General features: G+C 66.0%; 20 protein-coding genes and 1 pseudogene. 9 read left to right on the plus strand and 12 right to left on the minus strand.

All coding sequences use genetic code 11. The features are described from left to right. Window positions 1–11: 11 nt before the first annotated feature. On the plus strand, window positions 12–863 hold the full coding sequence (locus OHB26_RS28040; protein WP_330180251.1) for a hypothetical protein: 852 nt from the start codon (window positions 12–14) through the stop codon (window positions 861–863). Between the two features lie 42 nt (window positions 864–905). Next, the gene (locus tag OHB26_RS28045; protein ID WP_330180252.1) at window positions 906–2,288 is read left to right on the plus strand and encodes an acyl-CoA dehydrogenase family protein; all 1,383 of its coding nucleotides are present in this window, start codon (window positions 906–908) and stop codon (window positions 2,286–2,288) included. A 19-nt stretch (window positions 2,289–2,307) separates the two neighbouring features. Here OHB26_RS28045 and OHB26_RS28050 read toward each other — a convergent pair whose 3' ends face one another. The 4 genes from OHB26_RS28050 to OHB26_RS28065 form a co-directional block, all read right to left on the minus strand. Continuing rightward, on the minus strand, window positions 2,308–2,934 hold the full coding sequence (locus OHB26_RS28050; protein ID WP_330180253.1) for a LysE family translocator: 627 nt from the start codon (window positions 2,932–2,934) through the stop codon (window positions 2,308–2,310). A 45-nt stretch (window positions 2,935–2,979) separates the two neighbouring features. Then, window positions 2,980–4,461, minus strand: a complete 1,482-nt coding sequence (locus OHB26_RS28055; protein ID WP_330180254.1) for a hypothetical protein — start codon at window positions 4,459–4,461, stop codon at window positions 2,980–2,982. 341 nt (window positions 4,462–4,802) lie between these two features. Further along, window positions 4,803–7,856, minus strand: coding sequence for an alpha-mannosidase (locus OHB26_RS28060; RefSeq protein ID WP_330180255.1), 3,054 nt, complete (start codon window positions 7,854–7,856; stop codon window positions 4,803–4,805). Window positions 7,857–7,958: 102 nt separating this feature from the next. Continuing rightward, window positions 7,959–8,858, minus strand: coding sequence for an ADP-ribosylglycohydrolase family protein (locus OHB26_RS28065; protein WP_330180256.1), 900 nt, complete (start codon window positions 8,856–8,858; stop codon window positions 7,959–7,961). A gap of 281 nt (window positions 8,859–9,139) precedes the next feature. Between OHB26_RS28065 and thrS the strand changes: the two are divergent. From thrS to OHB26_RS28080, 3 genes and pseudogenes are all read left to right on the plus strand, one after another. Then, window positions 9,140–10,363: pseudogene (thrS, locus tag OHB26_RS28070) on the plus strand (threonine--tRNA ligase); the annotation flags it as partial. Between the two features lie 214 nt (window positions 10,364–10,577). Then, the gene (locus OHB26_RS28075) at window positions 10,578–11,630 is read left to right on the plus strand and encodes a fatty acid desaturase family protein (protein ID WP_330180257.1); all 1,053 of its coding nucleotides are present in this window, start codon (window positions 10,578–10,580) and stop codon (window positions 11,628–11,630) included. Window positions 11,631–11,675: 45 nt separating this feature from the next. Further along, complete coding sequence (locus OHB26_RS28080; protein WP_330180258.1) at window positions 11,676–11,858, plus strand: hypothetical protein; 183 nt, start codon at window positions 11,676–11,678, stop codon at window positions 11,856–11,858. A gap of 83 nt (window positions 11,859–11,941) precedes the next feature. Here OHB26_RS28080 and OHB26_RS28085 read toward each other — a convergent pair whose 3' ends face one another. Then, window positions 11,942–12,235 carry a hypothetical protein gene (locus tag OHB26_RS28085; RefSeq protein WP_330180259.1) on the minus strand — a complete coding sequence of 98 codons (294 nt, stop codon included), beginning with the start codon at window positions 12,233–12,235 and terminating at the stop codon, window positions 11,942–11,944. Window positions 12,236–12,374: 139 nt separating this feature from the next. Further along, complete coding sequence (locus tag OHB26_RS28090) at window positions 12,375–13,091, minus strand: PP2C family protein-serine/threonine phosphatase (RefSeq protein ID WP_330180260.1); 717 nt, start codon at window positions 13,089–13,091, stop codon at window positions 12,375–12,377. A 200-nt stretch (window positions 13,092–13,291) separates the two neighbouring features. On the opposite strand from OHB26_RS28090, the gene OHB26_RS28095 reads away from it, so the two are divergent. Continuing rightward, a complete protein-coding gene (locus OHB26_RS28095) occupies window positions 13,292–14,737 on the plus strand; it encodes an aminotransferase class V-fold PLP-dependent enzyme (protein ID WP_330180261.1) in 1,446 nt (481 codons plus the stop codon). 921 nt (window positions 14,738–15,658) lie between these two features. Here OHB26_RS28095 and OHB26_RS28100 read toward each other — a convergent pair. Together OHB26_RS28100 and OHB26_RS28105 are read right to left on the minus strand one after the other, a co-directional pair. Next, window positions 15,659–16,063 (minus strand): hypothetical protein, encoded by a 405-nt coding sequence (locus OHB26_RS28100; RefSeq protein ID WP_330180262.1) that lies wholly within the window; start codon window positions 16,061–16,063, stop codon window positions 15,659–15,661. A gap of 722 nt (window positions 16,064–16,785) precedes the next feature. Then, window positions 16,786–17,940 carry a glycoside hydrolase family 76 protein gene (locus OHB26_RS28105; RefSeq protein ID WP_330180263.1) on the minus strand — a complete coding sequence of 385 codons (1,155 nt, stop codon included), beginning with the start codon at window positions 17,938–17,940 and terminating at the stop codon, window positions 16,786–16,788. A 116-nt stretch (window positions 17,941–18,056) separates the two neighbouring features. Here OHB26_RS28105 and OHB26_RS28110 point away from each other — a divergent pair, with 116 nt between their 5' ends. Beyond that, window positions 18,057–18,407: a hypothetical protein gene (locus tag OHB26_RS28110; protein ID WP_330180264.1), complete on the plus strand. Its 351-nt coding sequence runs from the start codon at window positions 18,057–18,059 to the stop codon at window positions 18,405–18,407. A 46-nt stretch (window positions 18,408–18,453) separates the two neighbouring features. Here OHB26_RS28110 and OHB26_RS28115 read toward each other — a convergent pair whose 3' ends face one another. Continuing rightward, a complete protein-coding gene (locus tag OHB26_RS28115) occupies window positions 18,454–19,365 on the minus strand; it encodes a MerR family transcriptional regulator (protein ID WP_330180265.1) in 912 nt (303 codons plus the stop codon). Window positions 19,366–19,461: 96 nt separating this feature from the next. Here OHB26_RS28115 and OHB26_RS28120 point away from each other — a divergent pair, with 96 nt between their 5' ends. Then, complete coding sequence (locus tag OHB26_RS28120) at window positions 19,462–20,109, plus strand: maleylpyruvate isomerase family mycothiol-dependent enzyme (protein ID WP_330180266.1); 648 nt, start codon at window positions 19,462–19,464, stop codon at window positions 20,107–20,109. A 289-nt stretch (window positions 20,110–20,398) separates the two neighbouring features. Beyond that, on the plus strand, window positions 20,399–20,566 hold the full coding sequence (locus tag OHB26_RS28125; protein WP_330180267.1) for a hypothetical protein: 168 nt from the start codon (window positions 20,399–20,401) through the stop codon (window positions 20,564–20,566). Window positions 20,567–20,570: 4 nt separating this feature from the next. On the opposite strand, the gene OHB26_RS28130 is transcribed toward OHB26_RS28125, so the two are convergent. The 3 genes from OHB26_RS28130 to OHB26_RS28140 all read right to left on the minus strand — a co-directional run bounded on the left by OHB26_RS28130 (window position 20,571) and on the right by OHB26_RS28140 (window position 22,713). After that, the gene (locus OHB26_RS28130; protein ID WP_330180268.1) at window positions 20,571–21,419 is read right to left on the minus strand and encodes an NAD(P)H-binding protein; all 849 of its coding nucleotides are present in this window, start codon (window positions 21,417–21,419) and stop codon (window positions 20,571–20,573) included. A gap of 11 nt (window positions 21,420–21,430) precedes the next feature. After that, window positions 21,431–22,435, minus strand: a complete 1,005-nt coding sequence (locus OHB26_RS28135) for a saccharopine dehydrogenase NADP-binding domain-containing protein (RefSeq protein ID WP_330180269.1) — start codon at window positions 22,433–22,435, stop codon at window positions 21,431–21,433. 104 nt (window positions 22,436–22,539) lie between these two features. After that, the gene (locus OHB26_RS28140; RefSeq protein ID WP_330180270.1) at window positions 22,540–22,713 is read right to left on the minus strand and encodes a hypothetical protein; all 174 of its coding nucleotides are present in this window, start codon (window positions 22,711–22,713) and stop codon (window positions 22,540–22,542) included. Window positions 22,714–22,777 lie beyond the last annotated feature (64 nt).

The following is a 22,777-nucleotide window of genomic DNA, read 5'->3' on the forward strand; positions in this document are numbered from 1 at the left end:
AAGGAGGGTCTATGCCCAGCGTCGCAGTTCGATCCGCAGGTTTCTCCCATCGAGCGGGTGGCATGCTCGCCGCCGTCGCGGTCGGGCTGGGATTCGCGTTCGTTATCGCACCGCGGTTTGTCGCGACGAGTTGGGCGGGTGGGGGATTCGCCGATGAGGGATCGCTGCGGGATGGGTTTCGCGCGGCATTCATCGAGTACTGGGATTCCGGGAGTGCGGGTTTCACGCCGAGTCTGCAGCGGGTTGTCGACTATTGGGTGCGATATCACGTCGTCAAGGCGGTAATCGCCGCGGTGCTGCTCGTTGTGCTTATCGCATTGAGCGCGCTGCTTTGGCAGGCATTCCTGCGGGCCGGTGGAGCGGCAGCGGGGGAGCGAGTCGCTTTCGCGGCGTCCGGTGCCGTGGCATCGATACTCGTGGTGTGCTCGATGTTGTTGGTACTGGCGAATATTCAGGGTGCGATCGCACCATTCGCCTCGCTGTTTCCGATGCTGATGGGCGGGCCGGGCGACGCTCGGCTGGACGATACGCTCGGTCAGGTCAGGCTGGGACTGACCGACTATCACGGTGGTCGAGGTGCACCCGCACTCGATGTGATGGTCCGCGATTTCCAGGTGTACCACGAGGTGCTGGTGGTACTGGCCCCGATTGTGGCTGTCGCAGCCCTCGCCCTCGCCCTGTATGCGTGCGGGCGGTTCATGAAGTCCGCCCGCGATGACCGCAGAACGCGACGCGTATTCGGTTCATTCGGTATCGCCGCAACGTTGATTTCGGTGGCCGCGATCGTTGTCACGGTGGCGAATACGACCACTGTCATCGACCCCGCTCCGTCGCTGGCCGCTCTCTTCGCCGGCGGCTGGTAATTCGAGGTGTGTCAATAGCTGATCGCCGGGTATCGCGGGAAAGTGACCTTCGACCTGACTCCGACAGCCGCACAGCACGATCTGGCCAAGCGAACACACGAGTTCGCCCGAGACTGTGCGCGGCCCGTCGCCGCGCACTATGACCGGGCGCAGGAATTCCCCTGGCCTGTCCTCGAGGAGGCCGCCGAGCGGGGCTTCTACAGCCCGCTGTTCTACCGCGACCTCATCGGCGACCCGACCGGACTGTCGTTGCCGATGTTCATGGAGGAGTTGTTCTGGGGCTGCGCGGGCATCGGATTGGCGATTGTGATGCCCGCGCTGGCTCTGTCCGCCATCGGCCAGGCCGCCACACCCGAGCAGATGTTGCGGTGGGCGCCCGAATGCTTCGGCACCCCGGGGGATTTGAAGCTCGCCGCACTCGCGATATCCGAACCGGAGGGCGGCAGCGATGTACGGAACCTGCGCACGCGCGCGGTTCGCGAGGGCAGCGACTGGATTATCGACGGCCACAAGATGTGGATTGGCAATGGCGGAATCGCCAACGTGCACATCGTGAACGCGGTTGTCGACGAGGAGCTCGGGCACCGCGGCCAAGCGCTTTTCGTCGTCCCCGGCGGCACCCCCGGCCTGGAGTTGGCCCGCAAACTCGACAAACTCGGTTGCCGCGCATCGCACACCGCGGAATTGAAATTCAATAGTGTCCGCATCCCCGCCGAGAATCTCCTGGGTGGTGCGGAGAAACTCGAGCACGCCCTCGCTGAACGCCGCGCCGCCGCCCGGAGTAACGGCCGCTCCAGCTCGGTCACCCTCGGTACCTTCGAACAGACCCGCCCCATGGTCGCGGCCCAAGCCCTGGGAATAGCAAGAGCGGCACTGGAATGCATGACCTCCTACGCGAACCACCGAGAAGCCTTCGGAGCCCCCATTATCGACAACCAGGGCATCGCATTCCCGATTGCCGATCTGGCGACCCGAATAGATGCCGCCCGCCTGCTGACCTGGCGAGCATCCTGGATGGCGGCCCGGGGCGTCCGCTTCGAACGCGGCGAAGGCTCCATGGCCAAACTCGCCGCCAGCGAAGCAGCCGTGCGAACCACCGAACGAGCCATTCAAACCCTGGGCGGCTGGGGCTACATCACAGACCATCCCGTCGAAAAGTGGTACCGAGATGCCAAGCTCTACACCATCTTCGAAGGCACCAGCGAAATCCAGCGCATCGTGATCTCGAACGCCCTGGGCGCCGCCGAAGGCCGCCCACCCCTGCACGTAGACCTCACCCCCACCGGCGGCCCCCTCAACAAATGGTTCGGCCGCGGCACCCCACCCCGCACCAAAGCCGCCGCCACCGCTCTGCACCTCCGCGACCGAGTCCCCACCCCGGTCACCAAGGCCGCCTTGAAATTCCTCCGCCCGCCCCGCCGTTAGCCCGCAAGGCGTCGGACGGTCAAGGGCGGCTGGTGGCCAATGTGACGCCGAAGCCCAGGACGACGGTTCCGGTGCTGGCGTCCATGGCGCGGCGGACGCTGTCGCTGGTCAACCATTTCTTGGCAATGGTTGCGGCGCAGATGATTACGGTGAACCACAGCATGCCCTCGATATTGTGGATGAGCGCGAGTAGGCAGCCCATCAGCAGGGGAGAGACCCCGCGGGGGAGGAATTGGGGGAGCATCGCTATGTAGAAGACTCCGACCTTCGGATTGAGCAGGTTGGTCCCGACTCCACGAGCCCACGCTCCGAGGACGCTGCGAGAGTCGTCCATCTCGACCGGGGAAATGGCGTCCCGCCGCCGGAAGGCATCGCGGACCATCCCGAAACCCATCCAACCCAGGTAAACCGCACCCACGATCCGCAGGACCGAGTACGCCAATTCCGAAGCGGTCAGCAGCGCTGACACCCCGGCGGCCGCCGCGGCTCCCCACACCAACGTGCCGCAACCGATTCCGATAGCGGTCGCGAAAGCATGGCGGCGACTCCGACTCAACGCCGCTCGCAGCACGAGTGCCGTGTCCAGGCCGGGGACAAGGGTGAGTAACCCCGCGACTACGGCGAACGACAGGAGAGCATCCAGCATGCGCTCAGGCTAGCGAGCGGGTCAGTCGAGATCGATTCGGATAGTTCAGTGCCGTCCGATGAGGTCCACATCGTCGACAAAGGTTGTGATGCGGCCATGTTCGACGAGGTACACGCCGCGGGTGATGGGGGCGTTGCCGTAGGAGTCGTCGTCATAGGTGAGGCGCACGAGATGCTGGAACACCAGCGCTTGCCGATCATCGAGGTCATACGGAACGGCGGTCAGACAGGTTCGGCGCGGCGTAGCCACCCACAGGCGTGCGGTGCGAAGTGCGTTGTGCGCGTCCAACATCGCGTGCGGATCGAGGACCTTCTCCGCCGAGAAGTCATGACCGGAGCAGGTGGCGACGGCCAGGCCGTAGAGCTCGTCGATCTCCCAGTCGTAGCGATGCAGCCCGGTCAGGCGCGCGATCGCCGCGGGGAGCATGAACTCGCTCTCGGGCGCGGACTGGTCGTAACTCTGGATGGCGTAGCCGGCGCCGGTATCGCCGGTCAACACGATGATCGGCGCGTTACCGGATGCGCTGGGCCAGTGTGGAATTCGATTCCGATACGGCCAATCCGCGGGCTGCAGCAGTGGGAACGGATCGAAGGGCAGGCGCACGTCGATGGGATCGGTCGCGGGACCGTTCGCATCGTCCACCGCACCGTCGGAGTACTCGAGATCGACTACCACCGGTGGTGCGCCATCGAAGCGATGCTGCAGCGCCCGCTGCCGCGAATCGATCTCCAGGATCGAATAGTCGATCTGGACCCGATGCTCGGCCAGCCCCTGCGCCAGTGCGGGCCGCTGCGCCAGCACCCGCCGGAAATCCGGATCCGCGTCGATCATGGCGCGCGCGTACGCCGGAGTGCCCCGATCCACCATCCGCCCGTCGACTTCGGTGCTCGCGGCCGGAATGCCCTCCAGCCCTTCGAGATTGACGAACACATCCATGACGACCAGCCGGTCGTCCCCACTCACCCCGATGAAATGCACCGTGTGATCGCGCACCGGCCACTGCTCCGCCCCGCCGATGAGGATCTCGACCTGTTGCTGCTCGAGCATCCGCGTGCCATAGACCATGGCGAGCCCGTGGTCGTGTGTCCTGACCTCCCGATCGGATGCGCCGATCTCGCGCCCGATCTCGATCATCTCGAACGCCGCGTCCGCATCGAGATCGCTCATATCGTCACCGAATTCGGCGAATCCGATTCCGCGCGTCTCGAGTCGCTCCCCGGCGTCCTCGACCCACGCCTGCGCGGTCAACTCGAATGGCAGTGTGACGCCGAAGAGCTCGCGAAATCCGCGCACCGCCATGGTCGCGAAGCTCTCGTACTCCGAGAAGCGTGCGGGCCAGGGCAGTCGGCGACTGGGCAGATTGTCCTGGCCGGGTGCGAACAGCGCCCACTCCAGCCCACCGCCGTCCCGGGTGAAGCGCGCGGTGCGACCCTGCCCGGGGGACAGCATGATTCGGCCCCCGAGCGGCAGGGTGAACAAACGCCAGGTCAGCACGTCCGCGTACGACTCCCACAGGTCGTCCGCCACCTCCGGTGTTATCTCGTTCCGGGGCTCCTGTCCGCGCCGCCAAAAATTTCCCAGCCCCACCCGAAACTCCATCCGATACAAGACAACCGACGCAACCTAGCACTTGTTCGGCGATCGAGGACGGATTGCTACAGGTCGGTTCCTCAGCAGCCACCGTTCCGGACCGCAGCGAGTGCGCGGACGGTGGCGAACGGGTAGTAGAGCCCCCCTGATGTCGGGGGCCTGTCTCGCCGTGCCGTTGACCCGGCTGGCAGATTCGCCGCCATCGCACCGGCGCGGACAGCGGTGCACCGAGCACCTGCGGATTACCCCGCACAGCCCGCGTGCGGGCGGCTCGGATGTCAACCCCGCATTGCGGAGTGTTTGTTCCAAGCGGATTCGGTCGTGCGGGTGAAGCGCAGTGTCACGAGCTGAAATGGTCGCAGCCGCAATCGAATTCCCTCGCTCCGAGGGCTCTCTACGGATTCTCCGGCCAGTGGGCGTTCGAGCAGATCGCACAGTTCGTATCCGCTGAAATCGAATCCGGGGGATACCACTGCCTCCGCGCGGCCGCCATGCGCCTCGTAAACCCGCAGCACGATATCGCCGCTCCCGTCATCGGCGAGTTTGACCGCACTGGTCACCACGGCGTCATTGTCGATGCCGAACAGCGGCTGCACGCCCTGTGCGACACCGGGCATCGGAGTCGTGAGATTGATGCGATACCCGTCCCGCACGGCATCGGCGATGGAGGCGCCCGGCAGCAGGGAATGCCGGAAATGATGCGATCCGTGATCGGTCTCCGGATCCGGGAATCGCGGTGCCCGCAGCAGGGAGGCCCGCAGCGTGGTCGTGGTCCCGCCGTCATCGCGGACGGTGCGGGTGACATCGTGCCCGTAGGTCGAATCATTGACCAGCGCCACACCCCAGCCCGGTTCGCCGAGGTGGACGAAGCGGTGATTACATGCCTCGAATTTCGCGTACTCCCAGCTGGTATTGGTGTGCGTCGGCCGATACATATGCCCGAACTGGGTTTCGGAGGCATAGCGATCGGCGTGAATGTCCAGGGGGAATGCGAGTTTCAGGAACTTCTCGGTCTCGAACCAGTCGACGGCGGTGTCGATATCCAGTGCGCGTGCGCCTGCCCGCAGTGTCACCGTCTGCGCGACCTTGGATGACCCGAAGGAGCGGCCGATGCGCACCGTGGCGGCGGCGGTCGAATCCTTATCCGCCACGAGGAAATCCGCGTCGACGAGATCGGTGACCCGATTGCGGTAGAAGAGATCGACATCCCAGGCATCCCAGGAGTTCGGCAGATCCGGGTGCAGCTGCAAGAGATTCGCGGCCGCATGGGGCGGCAGTGTCTCGCGCTGATGCTCGAGATCGAAGATCGAGACAACCAGCCCCCGCACATCGACTTCGACGCGCAGCACACTGTTTTCGAGAATGAACCCACCGTCGGAGCGCTCGGTCACCGAGCACGGGGGAGCGGTCCGCATCGGTCCGGCACCTCCGGCCGGAACCGAATACCAGGTGTGCGGAGCCGAATTGAAGACGTTCGGTCCCGGCCGATCGCCACCGAGCGCACGCTGCGCTTCATCGATGATCGCCGTGAGCTCCTCCGCGACGGCCGCGTACGTCTGCGCGGCCTCGCGGTACACCCAGGCGATCGCCGAGCCGGGCAGAATATCGTGAAATTGGTGCAGCAGGACCGTCTTCCAGATCCGGTCCAGCGTCGCGTACGGGTAGTCGAAGCCCTTGCGTACCGCCGCGGTGGCGGCCCAGAGTTCGGCTTCCCGCAGCAGATGCTCGCTCCGCCGGTTCCCCTGCTTGGTCCGGGCCTGACTGGTGAGCGTGGCGCGATGCAGCTCCAGATACAGCTCACCCACCCACACCGCGGGATTCGCGTACTCGGCCTCGGCCTCGGTGAAGAAGTCGGCGGGCGTCTCCCACCGCACCTTCGGCGAACCTTCGAGGTTCGCCATCCGCGCGGCTTTGGCGATCATCTCCCGGGTGGTCCCGCCGCCACCATCACCCCAGCCGGTCGGGGCCAGCGATCGCGACGCCCGGCCCTTCTCCTTGAAATTCCTTGCCGCATGCGCGATCTCGCGCCCCTGCATCGAGCAGTTGTAGGTGTCGACCGGTGGGAAGTGTGTGAAGATCCGCGTCCCGTCGATCCCCTCCCACAGAAATGTGTGATGCGGGAACTGATTGATCTGACTCCAGGAGATCTTCTGCGTCAGCAGCCATTTCGACCCGGCGGCCTTGATGATCTGCGGCAGCCCGGCCGCGAATCCGAAGGTGTCGGGCAGCCAAGCCTCCTGATTCTCGATACCGAACTCGGTCAGGAAGAATCGCTTACCGTGCACGAACTGCCGCGCCATCGCCTCCGATCCGGGCATGTTCGTATCGGACTCGACCCACATGCCACCGGCGGGCACGAATCGCCCCTCGGCCACCGCCTGTTTGATCCGCGCGTACACCTCGGGCCGATGCTGTTTGACGAAGTCGTACTGCGCGGCCTGCGACATCGTGAAGATGAATTCCGGTGAATCCGCCAGCAGCGCGGTCATATTCGCGGTCGTGCGCGCTACCTTGCGCACCGTCTCGCGCAGCGGCCACAACCACGCCGTATCGATATGCGCGTGCCCGACCGCCGAGATCCGATGCGCGGAGGGTATCGCCGGGGCGGCCAGCGCCTCCGCCAGACAGGCCCGCGCCGCCGCCGCGGTGGCATTCACATTCAGCAGATCGAGCGCGTCGAGCGCCCGCTCGATGGCCCGCACGATGTCATACCGCCGCGCCGGATCCTCCGGCATCTCGTGCATGAGCTCCCCGAGCACCTCGAGATCCTGCGCCAACTGCCAGACCTCTTCGTCGAAGACCGCCAGATCCAGCCGTCCGAGCCGATACTGCGGATCGCCACCGGCGGTGATCCTGTCCCCGAGTGCGGTCGGCCCGAAGAACGGAATGATCGGATTCGAGGCCGCCTCCACATGCAACAGCACCGGCTCACCGCCCAGCACGGGTGAGCCGATCCGCACCCACTGATTGCGCGGATGCAGCCCCTTCACCGGTGACCCGTCCGGCCGATACACCAGGCCCTCACATTGAAAACCGGTCATATTCTGGTCGAATCCCAGGTCGATGAGCGCCTCGACGGTCTTGCCCGCCCATGCCTGCGGCACCGTCCCCTCGACCGTCAACCAACTCGTCCCCCACGGCGCACCCCAGCGGGCTCCCGACTCGATCGGCGTCCGAGGGGCCCCGATCCCCTCGGCCACCTCGACCGGTTCCCCCGGCGCCACCCAGATCGACGCCCGCAGGGGCGCCGACTCCGGATAGATCGCCGGAAAGATCCGTTCACCCAGCACCCGCCCGAGGCGGTCCTCGATCAAGCGACGGTCATCGTGCATAGCGGCAGCTCCGATCGCACCGGAAAGTGATCATCGAACCGCCTTCATTCTCCGGTACCGCGGTGAATTTCCGGCCACGCTTCGATACGTGTCCGGAACCCTTCAGCCCCGCACCCAGCCCGGCAGCGCCTCCCGCGCCGCCAGCCACTCCGCCGGTATGCCGCGGACCGATTCGGTACTCCCGATCCCCGTATGGGCGGCCACGATTCCGCCGACGATCGCCGCGGTGGTGTCCACATCTCCGCCCGCTTGCACGCACGCGGTGACCGCAGCGGGGTAATCGGTCAGAAAGGTCGCCGCCGCCCACAGCGTGAACGGCACCGTGTCCTGGGCGGTGACCTGTGCGCCATTGCCCAGCTCATAGGCTGCCTCGTCGACCGATTTCCCCAGCAACTCCCGGGCCCGGTGAATACCCTTCGCAGTCCGTCCATCGACGAGATAGGGCTCGACAACCTCCAGCAATTCATCTGGCGCACAGCCCGTTTCACGAGTCATGGCGGCATGGCTCGCCGCGACGGCAACCGTCATCGCCCCGACGATCGCCTCCGGATGCCGATGGGTGACCTCGGCCGAGAGCGCCTCCGCCGCCCGATCCAACTCTCCGGCGAAGTGCGCGCCCAATGGCGCGACCCGCATGGCGGCCCCGTTTCCCAGCGAGCCGCGCCCGTCGAACAGGGCTCCGGCGGCCTCCGCCCACGGCCGCCCATCGCGTACCTGGTGTAGCAATGCGACTGTGCCGCCGCTGTATCCGCGATAGGGCTCGCAGCGGTCGGCGAAAACATAGGCCAGCGCGTCGCGATCGATTCGACCGCGAGCGCGGATCTCGGTCAGGACCGAACAGGCCATCTCGGTATCGTCGGTCCACGGCCAGGGCGCGGCGGGCGGTCGTCCCGCCTGAAGTTCGGAGCGGGATCGGCCGGGGACGAAGAACTGGGCACCCAGCGCATCGCCGACGGATAGTCCATCGAGGCTGTCGGGCGCGGGGTCGGAGGGAATTGTCATATGGACGCAATACTGCCGACCCTCGGACGGATAACGCAACATCCGGCTGGGCGACGTTGCGAGTGCCAGCTGAACTCGTTTGCGACACAGTGGTATTGGTGGCTGCCCGGTATTCCGTTGCCCGGCCGTCGAATGCGGGGGTACCGTCTCGGGCATGCAGCGCGCTTATGTCACCACGACGCCGGAGTATGTCCCGGCGCGCTGAACCTTTGTTCTGATCGAAGCCCCGGGCGAGTGCCCGGGGCTTTTTCGCGTGGTCACTCGTCCTCGAATGGGAGGAGTCCCACATGTACGACCATCGGAGACTGGGCCGGGAGCTCGGACTGTTCGATACCGATCCGCTGATCGGTGCGGGACTGCCGTATTGGCTGCCGGATGGGGCCGTTGTGCGGCACAGCCTGGAGGAGTACATCCGCGGGGTGGAGCGGAGAGCCGGGTATCGGCATGTCTATTCGCCGGTGCTCGGCAAGCGGGAAATGTATGAGATATCCGGGCATTGGGAGCATTACGGGGACGATATGTATCCGCCCCTCGACGTCGGCGGGGAGCAGGTGCTCTTGCGCCCGAGTCTGTGCCCGCATCATGCGGTGATCTATCGGTCGCGTTCGCACAGCTATCGGGAGTTGCCCTTGCGGATGGCAGAACTCGGCGGCATGTATCGGTCCGAAATGTCCGGCGCACTGGGTGGTTTGACCCGGGTGCGGTGTATTCAGCTCAATGACGCGCATATCTTCTGCACCCTCGACCAGGTCGCGCAGGAGGCCGCGGCGGCGCTGGCGATGATCGGCGATGCGTATCGGGCGATGGGTATCAGCGCGGCGCGCTATCGACTGTCACTGCCCGGTCCCGGCGGGAAATATGTTGCGGCGCCGGATATGTGGACCCGCGCGAGCAAACTGCTCGCCGAAGTTCTCGACCGGTCCGGGCTGCCCTATGAATCGGTCGAAGGGGAGGCCGCGTTCTACGGACCCAAGATCGACATACAGATCGCGGACCATGCCGGCCGGGAATCGACCCTGTCCACCGTCCAGATCGACTTCCATCAACCCGAGCGGTTCGACCTCGAGTACATCGGTGCCGACGGGGCCGGGCATCGACCGGTCATGGTGCACCGCAGCATTATCGGCAGCGTCGAGCGCGCCGTCGCCCAGCTGATCGAGGTGCACGGCGGAGCCTTCCCCGCCTGGCTGGCCCCGACTCAGGTGATGATTCTGCCGGTCTCGGACACCGAGGAGGCCGCCGCCGGTGAATTGCTGGATCGTTGCCGTGCTATAGATCTGCGCGCCGAGCTGGTCCCTGCGGACGCCGGCAGCCTCGCCCGGCGAATTCGCGCCGCCAAACTCGTGCCGTATCAACTGGTCATCGGTCCGGCCGAACGCGCGACCGGCGATGTGGCACCGCGTCTGCGTGCTGGCCGCCGGCTGCCACCGCAATCCGCCGAATCGGTGTTATCGCATGTCAGCGCGTTGATCGCCGCTCATGAAACCCGTTTGTGGATCGACTGATACCGGCCCGAAGCCCGCAGGGTGCAATCGTCATGCAGATGTGTTGCCGTTCGGCACGTATGTTCATCTGATGGTGGTCGCGGCGCGGCATGCTGTTGGCTAGGCAGGCGAGCGGCCATGTGCTGACTTCGGAATCCGGTGCGGCGGCGGGCGCTAATGGGGCGTCCGCCGATCAACAGCGACAGCAGGATGTGCAGAGCCCGTGGTGATAGAGATGACGCAGCGCAGGTCTGCGTCGATAGTGCAGAGTCGGGTGCCGGTGGTGCGTGATTCCGCACCGATACGCGGCAGTGAGTACGCGGTGTTGATGCGGCGGGTGCGCCAGGCGGGTTTGCTGGACCGACGCCTGCGCTCGTACGCGTGGCGAAGTGCCTTGACCGGAGCCGCCTTCGTGGGTGGCTGGGCCGCGCTGGTGGCGATCGGTGACTCGTGGTGGGTATTGGCCGTCGCGGTATTCTTGGCGGCGGTCTTCTCCCAGCTCGCGTTCCTGGGGCATGACGCCGGGCACCGGCAGATCTTCGGTAAGCGCCATGCGAACTATGTATACGGTTTGATCGCGGGCAATCTCGCCACCGGACTGAGCATCGGCTGGTGGACGAGCAACCACAACCGCCATCACGCCCACCCCAACACCGAGGGCGCGGATCCCGATGTCTCGGGCGTCCTGGCGCACTCGGGAGCCCGCGCGGTGGCCGGTAAGGGCCTGCGCCGCTTCATCTTCCGCTACCAGGCGTGGCTGTTCTTCCCGATGCTGTTCCTGGAGGCGGGCAGCCTGCACTTCTCCAGCGTCCGCGCGGTGGTGAAATGGCCACTGCGACACCGCTTCTGGGAAGGCGCGCTGCTGGCCGCGCACGCCGCCGGCTACCTCGCCACGGTCCTGCTGGTTCTGTCACCGGCCAAGGCCCTGGTCTTCATCGCCCTGCAACAGGGCCTGTTCGGCTTCTACATGGGCTGCACCTTCGCCCCCAATCACAAAGGTATGGAAGTCTTCCCCGAAGGGGACAACACCGACTTCCTGCGCCGTCAGGTCCTGTCCTCCCGCAATGTCCGGGGCAGTTTCGTCACCGACACCGCCCTCGGCGGCCTCAACTACCAGATCGAACACCATCTCTTCCCCTCCATGCCCCGCCCCAACCTGCGCCTCGCCCAGCCCATCGTCATCGAATTCTGCGCCGCCAGAGGCATTCCCTACGCCGAGACCGGCCTGCTCACCTCGTACGCCCAGGCGTTGACCCACCTCAATGCCGTAGGCCGCCAGGCCCGCTGACCTGATCCTGCGGCCGCCGGCGGATTCGGCGGCCAGAATGGTCAAGTGTCTGATTTCAGCCTGGCCGAACCACCGCTGTTCCATCGCCTGCGCACCGCGACCGACATGCTGATCGCCGGTGCGGGCGGTGGATTCGACATCTACGGCGGATTACCGCTCGCGGCGGTGATCGAGGCCCACCTGACCTCCCGTCCCGCCCCGCGCCCGGCGAGCCTCATCCCACACTGAGCTTCGGGGTGAGGAGCGCTAGCGGCGGAGTCGGACCGGAAGCTCGGTGTGGCCGTTCGGAGATGAACCTCCCCGGACTTCGATCAGCACGCCATACCGTGGCGCACAGCGTATTTGGGGTCGAAGTTCTCCGGATCGACCGCGGTCCTGACCACGGTCTCCTTCGCTGTATCGACCAGGAAGGTCCAGCCACTCGGCAGTACCAGGCCGGCGGCGTCGACTCGATTGACCTGAATGTACTTGCCGCCGTTGGCAGGCCGCCGAGCGGACAACCGGCCGAACCGGGTCTCGGGGGCTTTCGTCCGCACCAGCGCGATGGCGGATTCCAGCTCGGTATCCGTCTCGGGGGCGGATGCACTCAGGTTCTGAGCATGCATGATCGTCGATCTCCTTGCGCTTTAAGCATGTTTCGCCTAGTTCATACCCAGCCGAGCCCGAATAGCATAGGAATTCTACGAAGTGACCGCACCGCAAGTGCTGGACATCACGAAAGTGAACGCTGTTCACCGATGGTGATCAGTCGACGCCGAGCACGATGGCGGTGGCGTTGTCGATTCCGCCGGCCGCATCGCAGGCGGCCAGGATCTCACCGACGATGGACCGCGCAGTGGCATTGCGACCGAGGAAGACCCGCAGCTCGTCGTAGCCGATCTGATCGGATACACCGTCGGTGCACATCAGGTAGCGGTCGCCCGGTCTCATGGTCACCTGGAATACGTCCGGTTCCGGTGCGCCGCCGTGTCCGATATAGCGGGTCAGCTGATACCGTGCGGCCGCGGCCTGCGCGGAGTCGAAGGAATACCAACCGTGTACGGCCCCGAGCCAGGCCATGGTGTGGTCGGTCGTCAAGAGTTCGAGCAGCCCGGCCCGCAACCGGTAGACCCGTGAGTCGCCGATCTGCACGAGCCAATAGCCCTGTGGCGCAGCGACAATGGCGGTCAGCGTGCACCCGGCCAGATCCCGCAATTCCTGACCGATTCGACCCACCCGCTCATGTGCCTCGGCCACCGCGTCGCGCAGCGTATCCGGTCCGGGTTCCGGTGCGCGACCGAGGTGATCGACAAAGAGCTCGACCGCTGTCCGCCCCGCGGCCGCGCTGCCCGGCCCGCCTCCCATACCGTCGGCCAGCACGGCCAGCAGTGGACGCTCACGCAGATAGCTGACATCGAAGTTGGCCGAATAGCGTCTGCCGGTATCACTGCCCACGGCAACATCGATCGAGGGAATGCGCACCCGCGAATTCTGGCATGTCAGGCCCGCGATCGGCGCGCTCGCGGGCTCGGCGCCGCGAGCGGGGGATAGGATCGTCGCTGCTCAACCGCTCCGCATCTCGTGTTCGTTCGTATCTCGGTAACTGCTCACCGCATCCGCGCACCGACGACAAGAAGGAGAACGGGCCAGCGGCCGCCCGCAGCGCCGTGACCCGACCGCCGATGGCCGAAACACCTGTGCCCGTTCACATGACCGCCGAGGAGTTTCGCCGTCACGGCAGGGCCGCGGTGGATTGGATCGCGGATTACTGGGGGCGGGTGGAGTCCTTGCCGGTGCGATCCCCGGTGTCACCGGGGTGGGTGCGCGAGCAGTTGCCGCCCGCACCGCCGCAGGCCGGTGAGTCCTTCGATGCTGTACTCGCCGATCTCGACACGATTGTGGTTCCGGCACTGACGCATTGGCAGCATCCTGGATTCTTCGCCTACTTTCCGACCAGCACGTCCGGTCCGGCGGTGCTCGCGGAGCTGCTCGCCTCCGGGCTGAGCGTGCAGGGGATGCTGTGGCAGACCAGTCCGGCGTGTACCGAGTTGGAACAGCATGTACTCGATTGGCTCGCCGGGATGTTGGCGTTGCCGGAGAAATTCACGTTCGCGGGCACCGGTGGCGGTGTCATCCAGGACTCGGCATCGAGCGCGATACTCGTGGCGTTGGTGGCTGCGCTACACCGGATCTCGGGCGGTGAGGTCGCCCGTGACGGTGTCGAGCGCGGTCGCTATGCGGTGTACACCTCGACGCAGGCGAACTCCGCGCTGGAGAAGGGCGTGCGCATCACCGGTCTCGGCGCATCGTCGATCCGGTTCATCGAAACCCGTCCGGACCTGTCGATGGATCCGGACCTGCTGCGAGAGTCGATGAAAAATGATGTGGCGCAGGGCATTATCCCGGTCATGGTGATGGCCACGGTGGGCACCACCTCCACGGGTGCGGTCGATCCGGTCGAGTCGATCGGTCGGATCTGCCAGGAATTCGGGGTGTGGCTGCATGTGGACGCGGCCTATGCCGGGGTGGCCGCGGTGTGCCCGGAGTTTCGGTGGATTCATCAAGGGGTGGGCGCCTACGCCGATTCCTATGCGACCAACCCGCATAAGTGGCTGCTCACCGCATTCGACTGCGACGCTTGCTATATCGCCGACCGGGAGGCATTGGTGGGCGCGCTGTCGGTGCTGCCGGAGTATCTGCGCAATACCGCGACCGACGCGGGTGCGGTGGTCGACTACCGGGACTGGCAGGTGCCCTTGGGGCGACGGTTCCGCGCGCTCAAACTCTGGGCGGTTATTCGCTGCTACGGGGTCGAGGGATTGCGGGCGCATCTACGGCACAGTGTCGCGCTGGCACAGGAATTCGCCGCATGGGTGAGTGCGGACGAACGCTTCGAGCTGATCGCTCCGCATCGGCTGTCACTGGTCTGTTTCCGGCTTCGTGGGGCCGATGAACCCAATCAGCGGTTGCTCGAATCGCTCAACGCCTCCGGTCGGATCTATCTGTCCCACACCGTGATTCGCGGCGCGTTCACGCTTCGTCTGGCGATCGGCGGTACGGCTACCAGGTTCGAGCATGTCGCCGCCGCCTGGGATCAGATCAGCCGCAGCGCCGACGTCGGCGAGTGAGGGCGCACCCGGTGGGAGCAGCCCGATCCGCCGTTGTCCGAGCTCGTGCAACACGATGACCGCTGCGGAACCGCGGGGGCTCGCCACCGTGCGGAGGCTGGGTGCGGTGTCACCGACGAAGCGTTCGCAGACGCCTTCGTGTGACGCGTATACCGCCGTGAGCGCGGCCCGCAGACGCGCGACCCCGGAGCGCGTCGAAGGATTGTCCATGCCATGTCGGCATTGCCGCAGCGCCGCGACCAACGCCCGATGATCCGCCGACAGCAGTCCGCTGAATCCCGGCGAGACATGGGGCGGTGCCATCAGCGGTCGTATCTGCTCCGCGTAGAGCGTGGGGCCGAAGTTCGCGGTGATGCGCAATACCGCTGCGCTGGAATGGAACAGCGCCGCGGCGATATCGAGGCCCGCGCTGGCGGCGCTCGGGATACCCAGGTGTTCGTGCAGGCAGGCGTGATGCAGTGCCACCGTGGTCATCTGGGTCAGGACCGCGAAGAGACGGTGCCCCTGCACCCACCAGTCCAGCGCGGTCCAGGGGATGTCGGTCGGTGCGGTGGGCGATGGTGTCAGGGATCGGATGAGCTCCGGGGGTGCCGCGGCAGCTAAGCCGGCGAGGAGATCCGGTTCGTGCACGGGTGGGGTCTGTGCGGCGAGTCGGGCGGTGAGCTGCGGCAGGCCGCGCGTCAAAGCCGTCCGCCACAGGGTGGCGGGATCGGCTGAGACGCGTCGGATGCCGAAGAACCTGTCGTGCTCGGCCTCCCCGGCGGTGATCGGTTCGGCGTCAGCGCCCGCGAGTGGTGCGCTGCGGTGGGGCGACCACAACCCCGTCATGCTGTTCGGCAGCATTCGGGGGTTGACCAGCCACACTGGTTCGCTGATCGGTCTGCGCGAAGCTCTGCTCATACCGAGTGGTGCGAGGGTCGATCAGAATATGGACAGCGTGCCGGTGAGCGTGGCTTTGGTGAGACCTGGACACGATTGGCCCGACGGAGTCACCGTGTTGTCGTCCGTTACCGGATGACCGACGTAGTTGCCCGTGAGAATGGTGATCGGGAAGGTGCCGTGGCCCGCACCGGCGGATTTGCTCTGTACGTTCACCCCGGCGGAGATCTGGCTGGTGGAACCGTCCGACCAGGTGATTTCGCCGGTACCGGTGTGGACCGAGACGTCGCCGTCGCAGGATACGAGTTCGGTTCCCTTCTCGGCCAGGCGCACCGGTGTCGAATGTCCTTGATCGACTGCCGATCCGGTGCAGTTGGTGAAGTCGATTCCGGCATTCCATTCGATGGTCGCGGGCGCGGTGCCTATTCCAGGGGCAGCCCACGACACCGACCCCGATTCCTGACAATTCATCGTCGCCTGCGGAGCGGGAACGGGTAGTGCCGCACCGTGGGTGATCAGCGGGGGTGCGACGAGCAGAACGCCGAAAACAGCGACGGTAGCGGCCAAGCGGTGACTGGTGAACAAAAGTGTCCTTTCCACGTCCCACCCCGTCGGTCTACCGGGAATCCTCGTTGTCGACCGCACCGGGTGAGGGGTTGTCGGGAGGCGGAACAATAGACCAGCGACATTCACGTTAACGCGTCGTCCACAGCGCGAGGGGTAGCGACGCACGGAACGATTCCACCGAAATCGCCGCTGCCGCGCTAAGGTAGCGCTGACCGGACCCGTCGGCGACGATGCTGGGCACACTTCCAAGGAAGTACACCGCCGCCGACGGGCTACCCGAGATCCGCTGGCGCCCGATCGCAGGTCGGACGTCGGCGGCTGTGCGCCACAACAGCGAATGCGGCACACAGTACATACACGATGCCCACCGCAGAAATATTGCGGTGGGCATCGTGCGTTCGGGTACGACAGTAGCTCACACCGGCGCCGAGTCGAGTCCGAAGTGCCTGGTATGGGACTAATTGAGGACCAAAGACCCTCACGCCGAAATTCCAACGCCCCTTGCCACTGCGGATGTCGCGGTGTTGGATGCCGTCCAGTCCGGAAGCGGTTCCCGCTGAGCGGCACGATGTTCGACGTGCTGCGTCGGCTTTGCGGGCGTGCTACGGGGTCGTCCGGTGCGGGGCGTTGAGTGCGTCCAAGGCCGCCGCCTGGGTGGCGAAGTTGGGGTGATCATCCGCCTGCGGTACACCCTGCCAGCGGAATCCGTACTCGCCGTTGGTATCGCGCAGCGAGTTCGCCTGGCGGGTGAGGAAATCGACCGACGCGACCTGCGATCGACCGGTCCGCAACAGGTCCCGGTAGCCGCGCACGAAGACACCCCGATAGATCTCGGCATCGTGGCAGGACGAACCCGGGCAGCCGGTGGCGCTCGGCTCGTCGAGAATCCCGTCCCGAATGAACGGCGACCCCTCACGAGTCGTGGTCGCGGCGATCCGATCGGCGATCCCCAGTAGCTGAGCATTGCCCGTAAGCCGGTACAGCGCAACGATTCCCGTGAGCATCTCGCCCTGCCCATAGGTCCAGCGGGTGTTCTCGTCGACCAGCACGCAGGTGTTCTCGTACTGGTCGAGATGGTCGTTCAGCACCCCGGCGGAGTCCACCAGCGCGCCTCCGGCTCCCCTGGCGAACCAGTCCCAGGTAGCGGTGGCGTGCGCGCGATACCGCGACCGATCCGCGGCCTCGACCCGGACGCCGAGTTGCGCTGTCGCACTGAGATACAGCGCATTGGTGATCGAGTTCACCTGCCGCCACGGCCGCAGCTGCGGATCCACTCCCACACGCGCCCAAGGCATTCCACCACCGCAGAATGACGCCCGCTGCTCGTCGAGCCCGTCCACGATCGTCCGCGCCGCGGTGAGATAGCGCTCCTGCCCGGTGAGGTCGAACGCATTGATCCAGGCCAGCGCCCACCACAATTCGTCATCGTTGTATCCGGTCGTCCGAGGTAGACCGGTGCGAGCCACCTCGCCGTGCGCGTAGGTCCACTCGACATACCCGAGATATCGGCGATCCCCGGTCCCGCGCATGTAATCGATCAACGAGTTCAGTGCGTTGGCGCTCTGCCATGTACTCGCATCGTTCTCCCAGAGCCCCGTCCCATGGTCGTATCGCTCCAGCAGCCGCTCCACCGCGCGCATCCGCCGTGGTGCGTCGATATCGGTCTCACCGGAACTCGGCTCGCTCGCGCAGCCCGCGAGCAGCACCGCGACCGCCCCGGCCACCGCGGCCCACCGAACCCTCCTGTTCGCGATCACGGCTGCCACAGTATCGGCGCGAATCTGAGAGATCTCGTAGGCGACGCTCAGCCTATGACCAGAATCGCGCGGCACTGTGGAGGGCGGAAGTTCGTCGGTGCGAGTGGAGGTGCGCGATGGTCGAGTTGGAGATCGCGGGGACAACCGTGACCGTGCACGTGACCGGAGCGCATCGGGTATTGGCGCTGCGCGAGCGGCTTACGTTCGATCTATCGCAGGTCACGGCGGTGGGCCCGGCCGAAGTGGATCTGCGGCCGCCGTGGGTCCGGGCCCCCGGCACCTTCTTTCCGGGCGTGATCGCGGCCGGAACCTTCCGAGGTAAGGGGCGGAAGGAATTCTGGGATACGCACTTCGGTGGGCAGGGTGTGCGGATCGATTTGGCGGGGGCCGATTTCACCCGGCTCGTGGTCGATGTCGCGGATCCCCATACCGTGCTGCGCCAACTCCGGCGCGCCGTGGCGGCCTGATCTGCGTGCCCGGCCGCCGCGTGTGTCAAAGCGTCTCGGGTCGGCGTCAACGCGTGCCGGGGGTCGGTTCGCTCGTTGTCCGGGCGAGTGCGTCGAACAACCAGCGCTGACCCGCGCCGGCGGTGGTCGAGGCGCCCATGATCTCGCCCGCTCGCTGCCAATACCGCCGAGTGCGCGGGTCCGTGTCAGGGCAGCCGGTGGCGAGTCGTGCACGGAACCCGGGTGTATCGCGGGTGGCACGCGCGGCGGCATGCGCGCCCACGAATCGATCCAGCTCCGGACCGGGGGAGGGCGCCACGCCCGCGGCGATGGCGGTCTCCGCCATTCCGCACGCCTCGCCCACCCCGGCGATCAAACCCGCTCGATCCGGAATCCGATACGGGTCGGCGCGCCAGAGCTGTTGTGACACGACCAGGCCGAACTGCCGGTCGATGACCAGTGTCACCAACTCGGCGTAGGCCACGACCTGCTCCGGCGTCGGATCATGGAGTCGCCCCGGCACATTCATATCCAGAAACCCGTCGAACAACTCCGACGGCACCGGTGTGAGCACCCGTCGCCAGAACCCCACCAGCGTCTCGTACGCGGACGCACCGCTCTGCACATTCGCGAGTAATTCCAGACGTGCGGCCCGCTCGGCCGGATCGGCGTTCTCGATGGCGCGCAGACAGGCTCGCCGCCAGGCCAATCCATCGAGTTCGACATCCACCGCCGCCCGCTCGGCCGCCACGGCATCGGCGAGCGATTGCTCACCGGTCAGCACCGCGCCGATCGCGGGCAACCCCACCCCGAGGGTGCGCAACCGCCGCACCAGTAGCAGCCGTTCGGCTGCCCGCCCGCTGTCGAACATGCGATGCCCGCCGGAGCTGCGCACCGACTCCAAAACCCCGTTGTCGCAGTAGAACCGGATGGTGCGCACCGGAACGCCGGTGAGCTGCGCCAGCTCCCCGATGCTCACCAATCCGCGAAGTGTGTCGTGGGTCACTATTCCTTGAACCTCCACCCGGGTGGAGTTCCTACGGTACTAGCGCCGAAGCGAAAGGAATTCACCCCAATGGCTATGACCTCCGACGATATCTGGCGGGCCGTCTCCGCCGAGCGCGTAACCCTGGTGGAACTGCTCGAATCACTCTCCGAGCAGGATTGGGATCGCGATTCGCTCTGCGCGGAGTGGCGCATCCGCGATGTGGTCGCCCACGTCGTGCTCTCCAGCAATCCGACTCTCGGTTCACTGCTGATCAATCTGATCCGGGCGCGCGGCAGCATCACCCGCTTCGCTCGGGATACCGGAATCCGGCATGCCGAGAGCCGGAGCTCCCGGCAACTGCTGCAGGAGCTGCGTGCCACGATCGGGCTGCGCACCACCGCACCGGGCACCACGCCGGCCGATCGCCTGATGGATGTGCTCGTCCATATCCAGGACATCGCGATCCCGCTCGGCGTGCGAATCGAAATGCCCACGGCGGCAGCCCGTCTGGCGATGGAACGGGTGTGGAGCACCAAGTGGCTGTTCCACTCCGAACAGCGCCTCGCCGGTTTCCATCTCACCGCGACCGATACCGACTGGTCAGCGGGCGCGGGCACGCTCGTCGAAGCCCCGATCGCCGACCTGCTGCTGCTCGCTTCGGGCCGCACCGCCCGCCTCGACGCCCTGACCGGCCCGGGTGCGGCCGCACTCATCCGAAAGGTAGGTGTCAGCTAGCCGCGGTCGGGCGGCCGCGACGATCTTTCTGTATCGGTCGCCCAATTCGGCTCGAGACCGCACAATCATTGGATCGGCATATCCAGATCGGAATCGCCATCATGACTCTCATATCGCTCGGCCCCCAAGGTGGTGGCAGGCACCGCAATCCGACCGCGAACGGCTGAATCGGTGTGCGCGGTAACAATATGGCGGCTTCGTGATGAGCGGATGGATACGTCGGGAGTGAGAGGTGGTGCGCGGGGGAACCCCCGAATCGCAGGCCTTTCGAAAGACCTAGGAGGACGCCATGGACGAGCCGGTTTGTATGGATTGCTGGCGGCGTGACAACCTCACCTTCGTGCAGCGACTGGATCCTGCCTTCTGTAAGCCGGGACCGGCGCATCGGTGTGCGATGCACCGCGCGATGTTCGACGATCCCGGCGCCGGGGCGGGCCCGGATCGTAAGGCGGCCTAGCTCGTCAATCGCGGGATAGGTAGTCGCGCAGGGTGATTGGCGGTCGACCGGTGTAATGCTCGATCGATTCGGTCACCCGGAAGAGTTCATGACCCGAGCCGATGGCGGCGAACATGGTCCACAGGTGGGTCAGGTGGTCGACCGCCACCGGATCGCGATATCGGGAGATCGCGGTCTCGGCCCACTCCTCGGCGTCCACATGCGCATAGCGGACGCCGAAGTGCTCGGCCGCCGCGCCCACGGTCATGATCTCGCCCGCCAGCCAGAGCACCGAATCCACCGGATCATCGGTGCGCAGGACACCGGCTCCCACGCCCGCCACATCATCGGCGGCGATCAAGGGCAGCACCGTGTCCGGTGAGCCGAGCGGTAGCGCGAGAACGTCGCTGGCACCGATCGCCACCCGCAGATTCTCGAAGAAGACCGCCGCACGCAGGTGTACGGCGCCGATCTCGGCGCGATCGAGGACCTGTTCGGCCACCCAGTGCCTGCGCATATGCGGCGTTCCGGCGTTATGGGCGGATCCGAGCTGCGAGACCGCGACCACGCGATGTAGGTCGGCCTCGCGCGCCGCTGCCGCGAAAACGGCTGTGGCGTCGAGCATTCCGGCGGTGACCGGGTAGGTGAAGTACGCGCGGCGCACACCCTGCACCGCGGGTAGCACCGAGCTGATCTCGCGCAGATCCCCGCGGACCACCTCGGCGCCGAGATCCTTCAGTTCGGCGGTGCGGGCGTCATCGCTATGCACGAAGGCGCGCACCGGCAGGCCCGCACGCAGCAGCGTCTCCGCGACCGTGCGACCGGTACCGCCCTGACTACCACCGGCCGCACCGGTGACGAGAATGGGTTCCATCGCTGTTCTCCTCACGCCTTCTTCGGCAGTTCGAGGGTGAACGCGCCGCGGTCGGCGAGCGCGGTCAGGAATTCGGTGGCGTCGAAAGCCTCTGCGGGACTGTGCACTCCGCTCTTCGCCACGCCTCCGGCCAGCCGGACGGCGGCCTCGACGGATGCCAGTGCCGCGGCGCGCCATAGATCCCGGCCGCGCAGATGCCCGGCCGCCGAGCCGGCGGCGGCGAGAACCTGTGCGGTAATGGTGAATTCGCTCTCCGCCCGCGCATCGGCATCGACCTGCTCACTGGTGAACGCCTGATCCTCGGCGAAGGTCGCGGCGGTGAGCTGTGCCTCGACTGCCTTGGTCCGGGTATGCCGGGGGACCGTGACGGCCTCCGGGAACGGCACCGGCGCGATCATCGGCCGCGGACCGACCGGGGGCGGGAAGGCGAATATCGCCTGGCGCGGCTCCACGAATCCGTACTGTTGCTTCCCGTCGAAATATCCGATCCGGTCGGTATCTGAGAAAAGCAACCGTGCGGTCTCCACCGCGCCGTGCGTCATCATCCAATTGTGGACGGCGTAAGCCACGGTAATTCGGTCGATTTCGGATATGTCCCGGGCCACCGCACCGGCGAGTAAATCGCCCAGTCCGCCATAGAAACTCACACTCGGCAGCATGGTGACCCCGGCCCGCTGTGCGCGCTCGGGAAACGTATCGAACAGCCGCTTCACAAAATGCACCTCGACGGCATGATCGACATAGTGGCAACCCCCCTCGACCGCGGCCGTGGCAACGGGCAGTCCGGTGGTGGTGAAGGGTCCCGCACAGTGAATGAGCACATCGGCGGCCTCGGCGAGCGCGCGCAGTGCGGCGGGATCATCGAGCCCCGCGGGCATGACGCGCGCCTGTCCGAGCGCGGCCAGCGCACCGGAATCTCGCCCGGAGACAATGACATCCCGACCCCGGGCGAGAAGGTCGGCGGTGACCAGGCGACCGGTATGACCGGTGGCCCCATAAACGGCGAATACAGTCATGAAGATCAACTCTTTACGCTGATAGGCAAATCAGAATCTACTTATCGAGCGTATTCCCGCCCACCGACAAGTTCGCTTGTGCGGCAGTCGGATCGAGCCGATCCTCAGGCTATATCGCGGGTGATTCGGTGGGGTTCGGTGTCGTCGAACATGACCCCCTCCCACCAGGAAGCCAATGGACTTGGTTCGGGCCAGCAGGCATCGGCGCCGCTGACCGCCTTGACGGAATTCTGATCGAGCTCGGGTTCGAGATGGGTGGTTGTTGCTTTCCTGCTCACGCTGGGTTGCTCCTGCGTTCTGCGCCAGACGGCTGCAACTGGACAGTTGGGCACTGCAGCCATT

Source organism: Nocardia sp. NBC_01503 (assembly GCF_036327755.1).
GTDB lineage: Bacteria > Actinomycetota > Actinomycetes > Mycobacteriales > Mycobacteriaceae > Nocardia.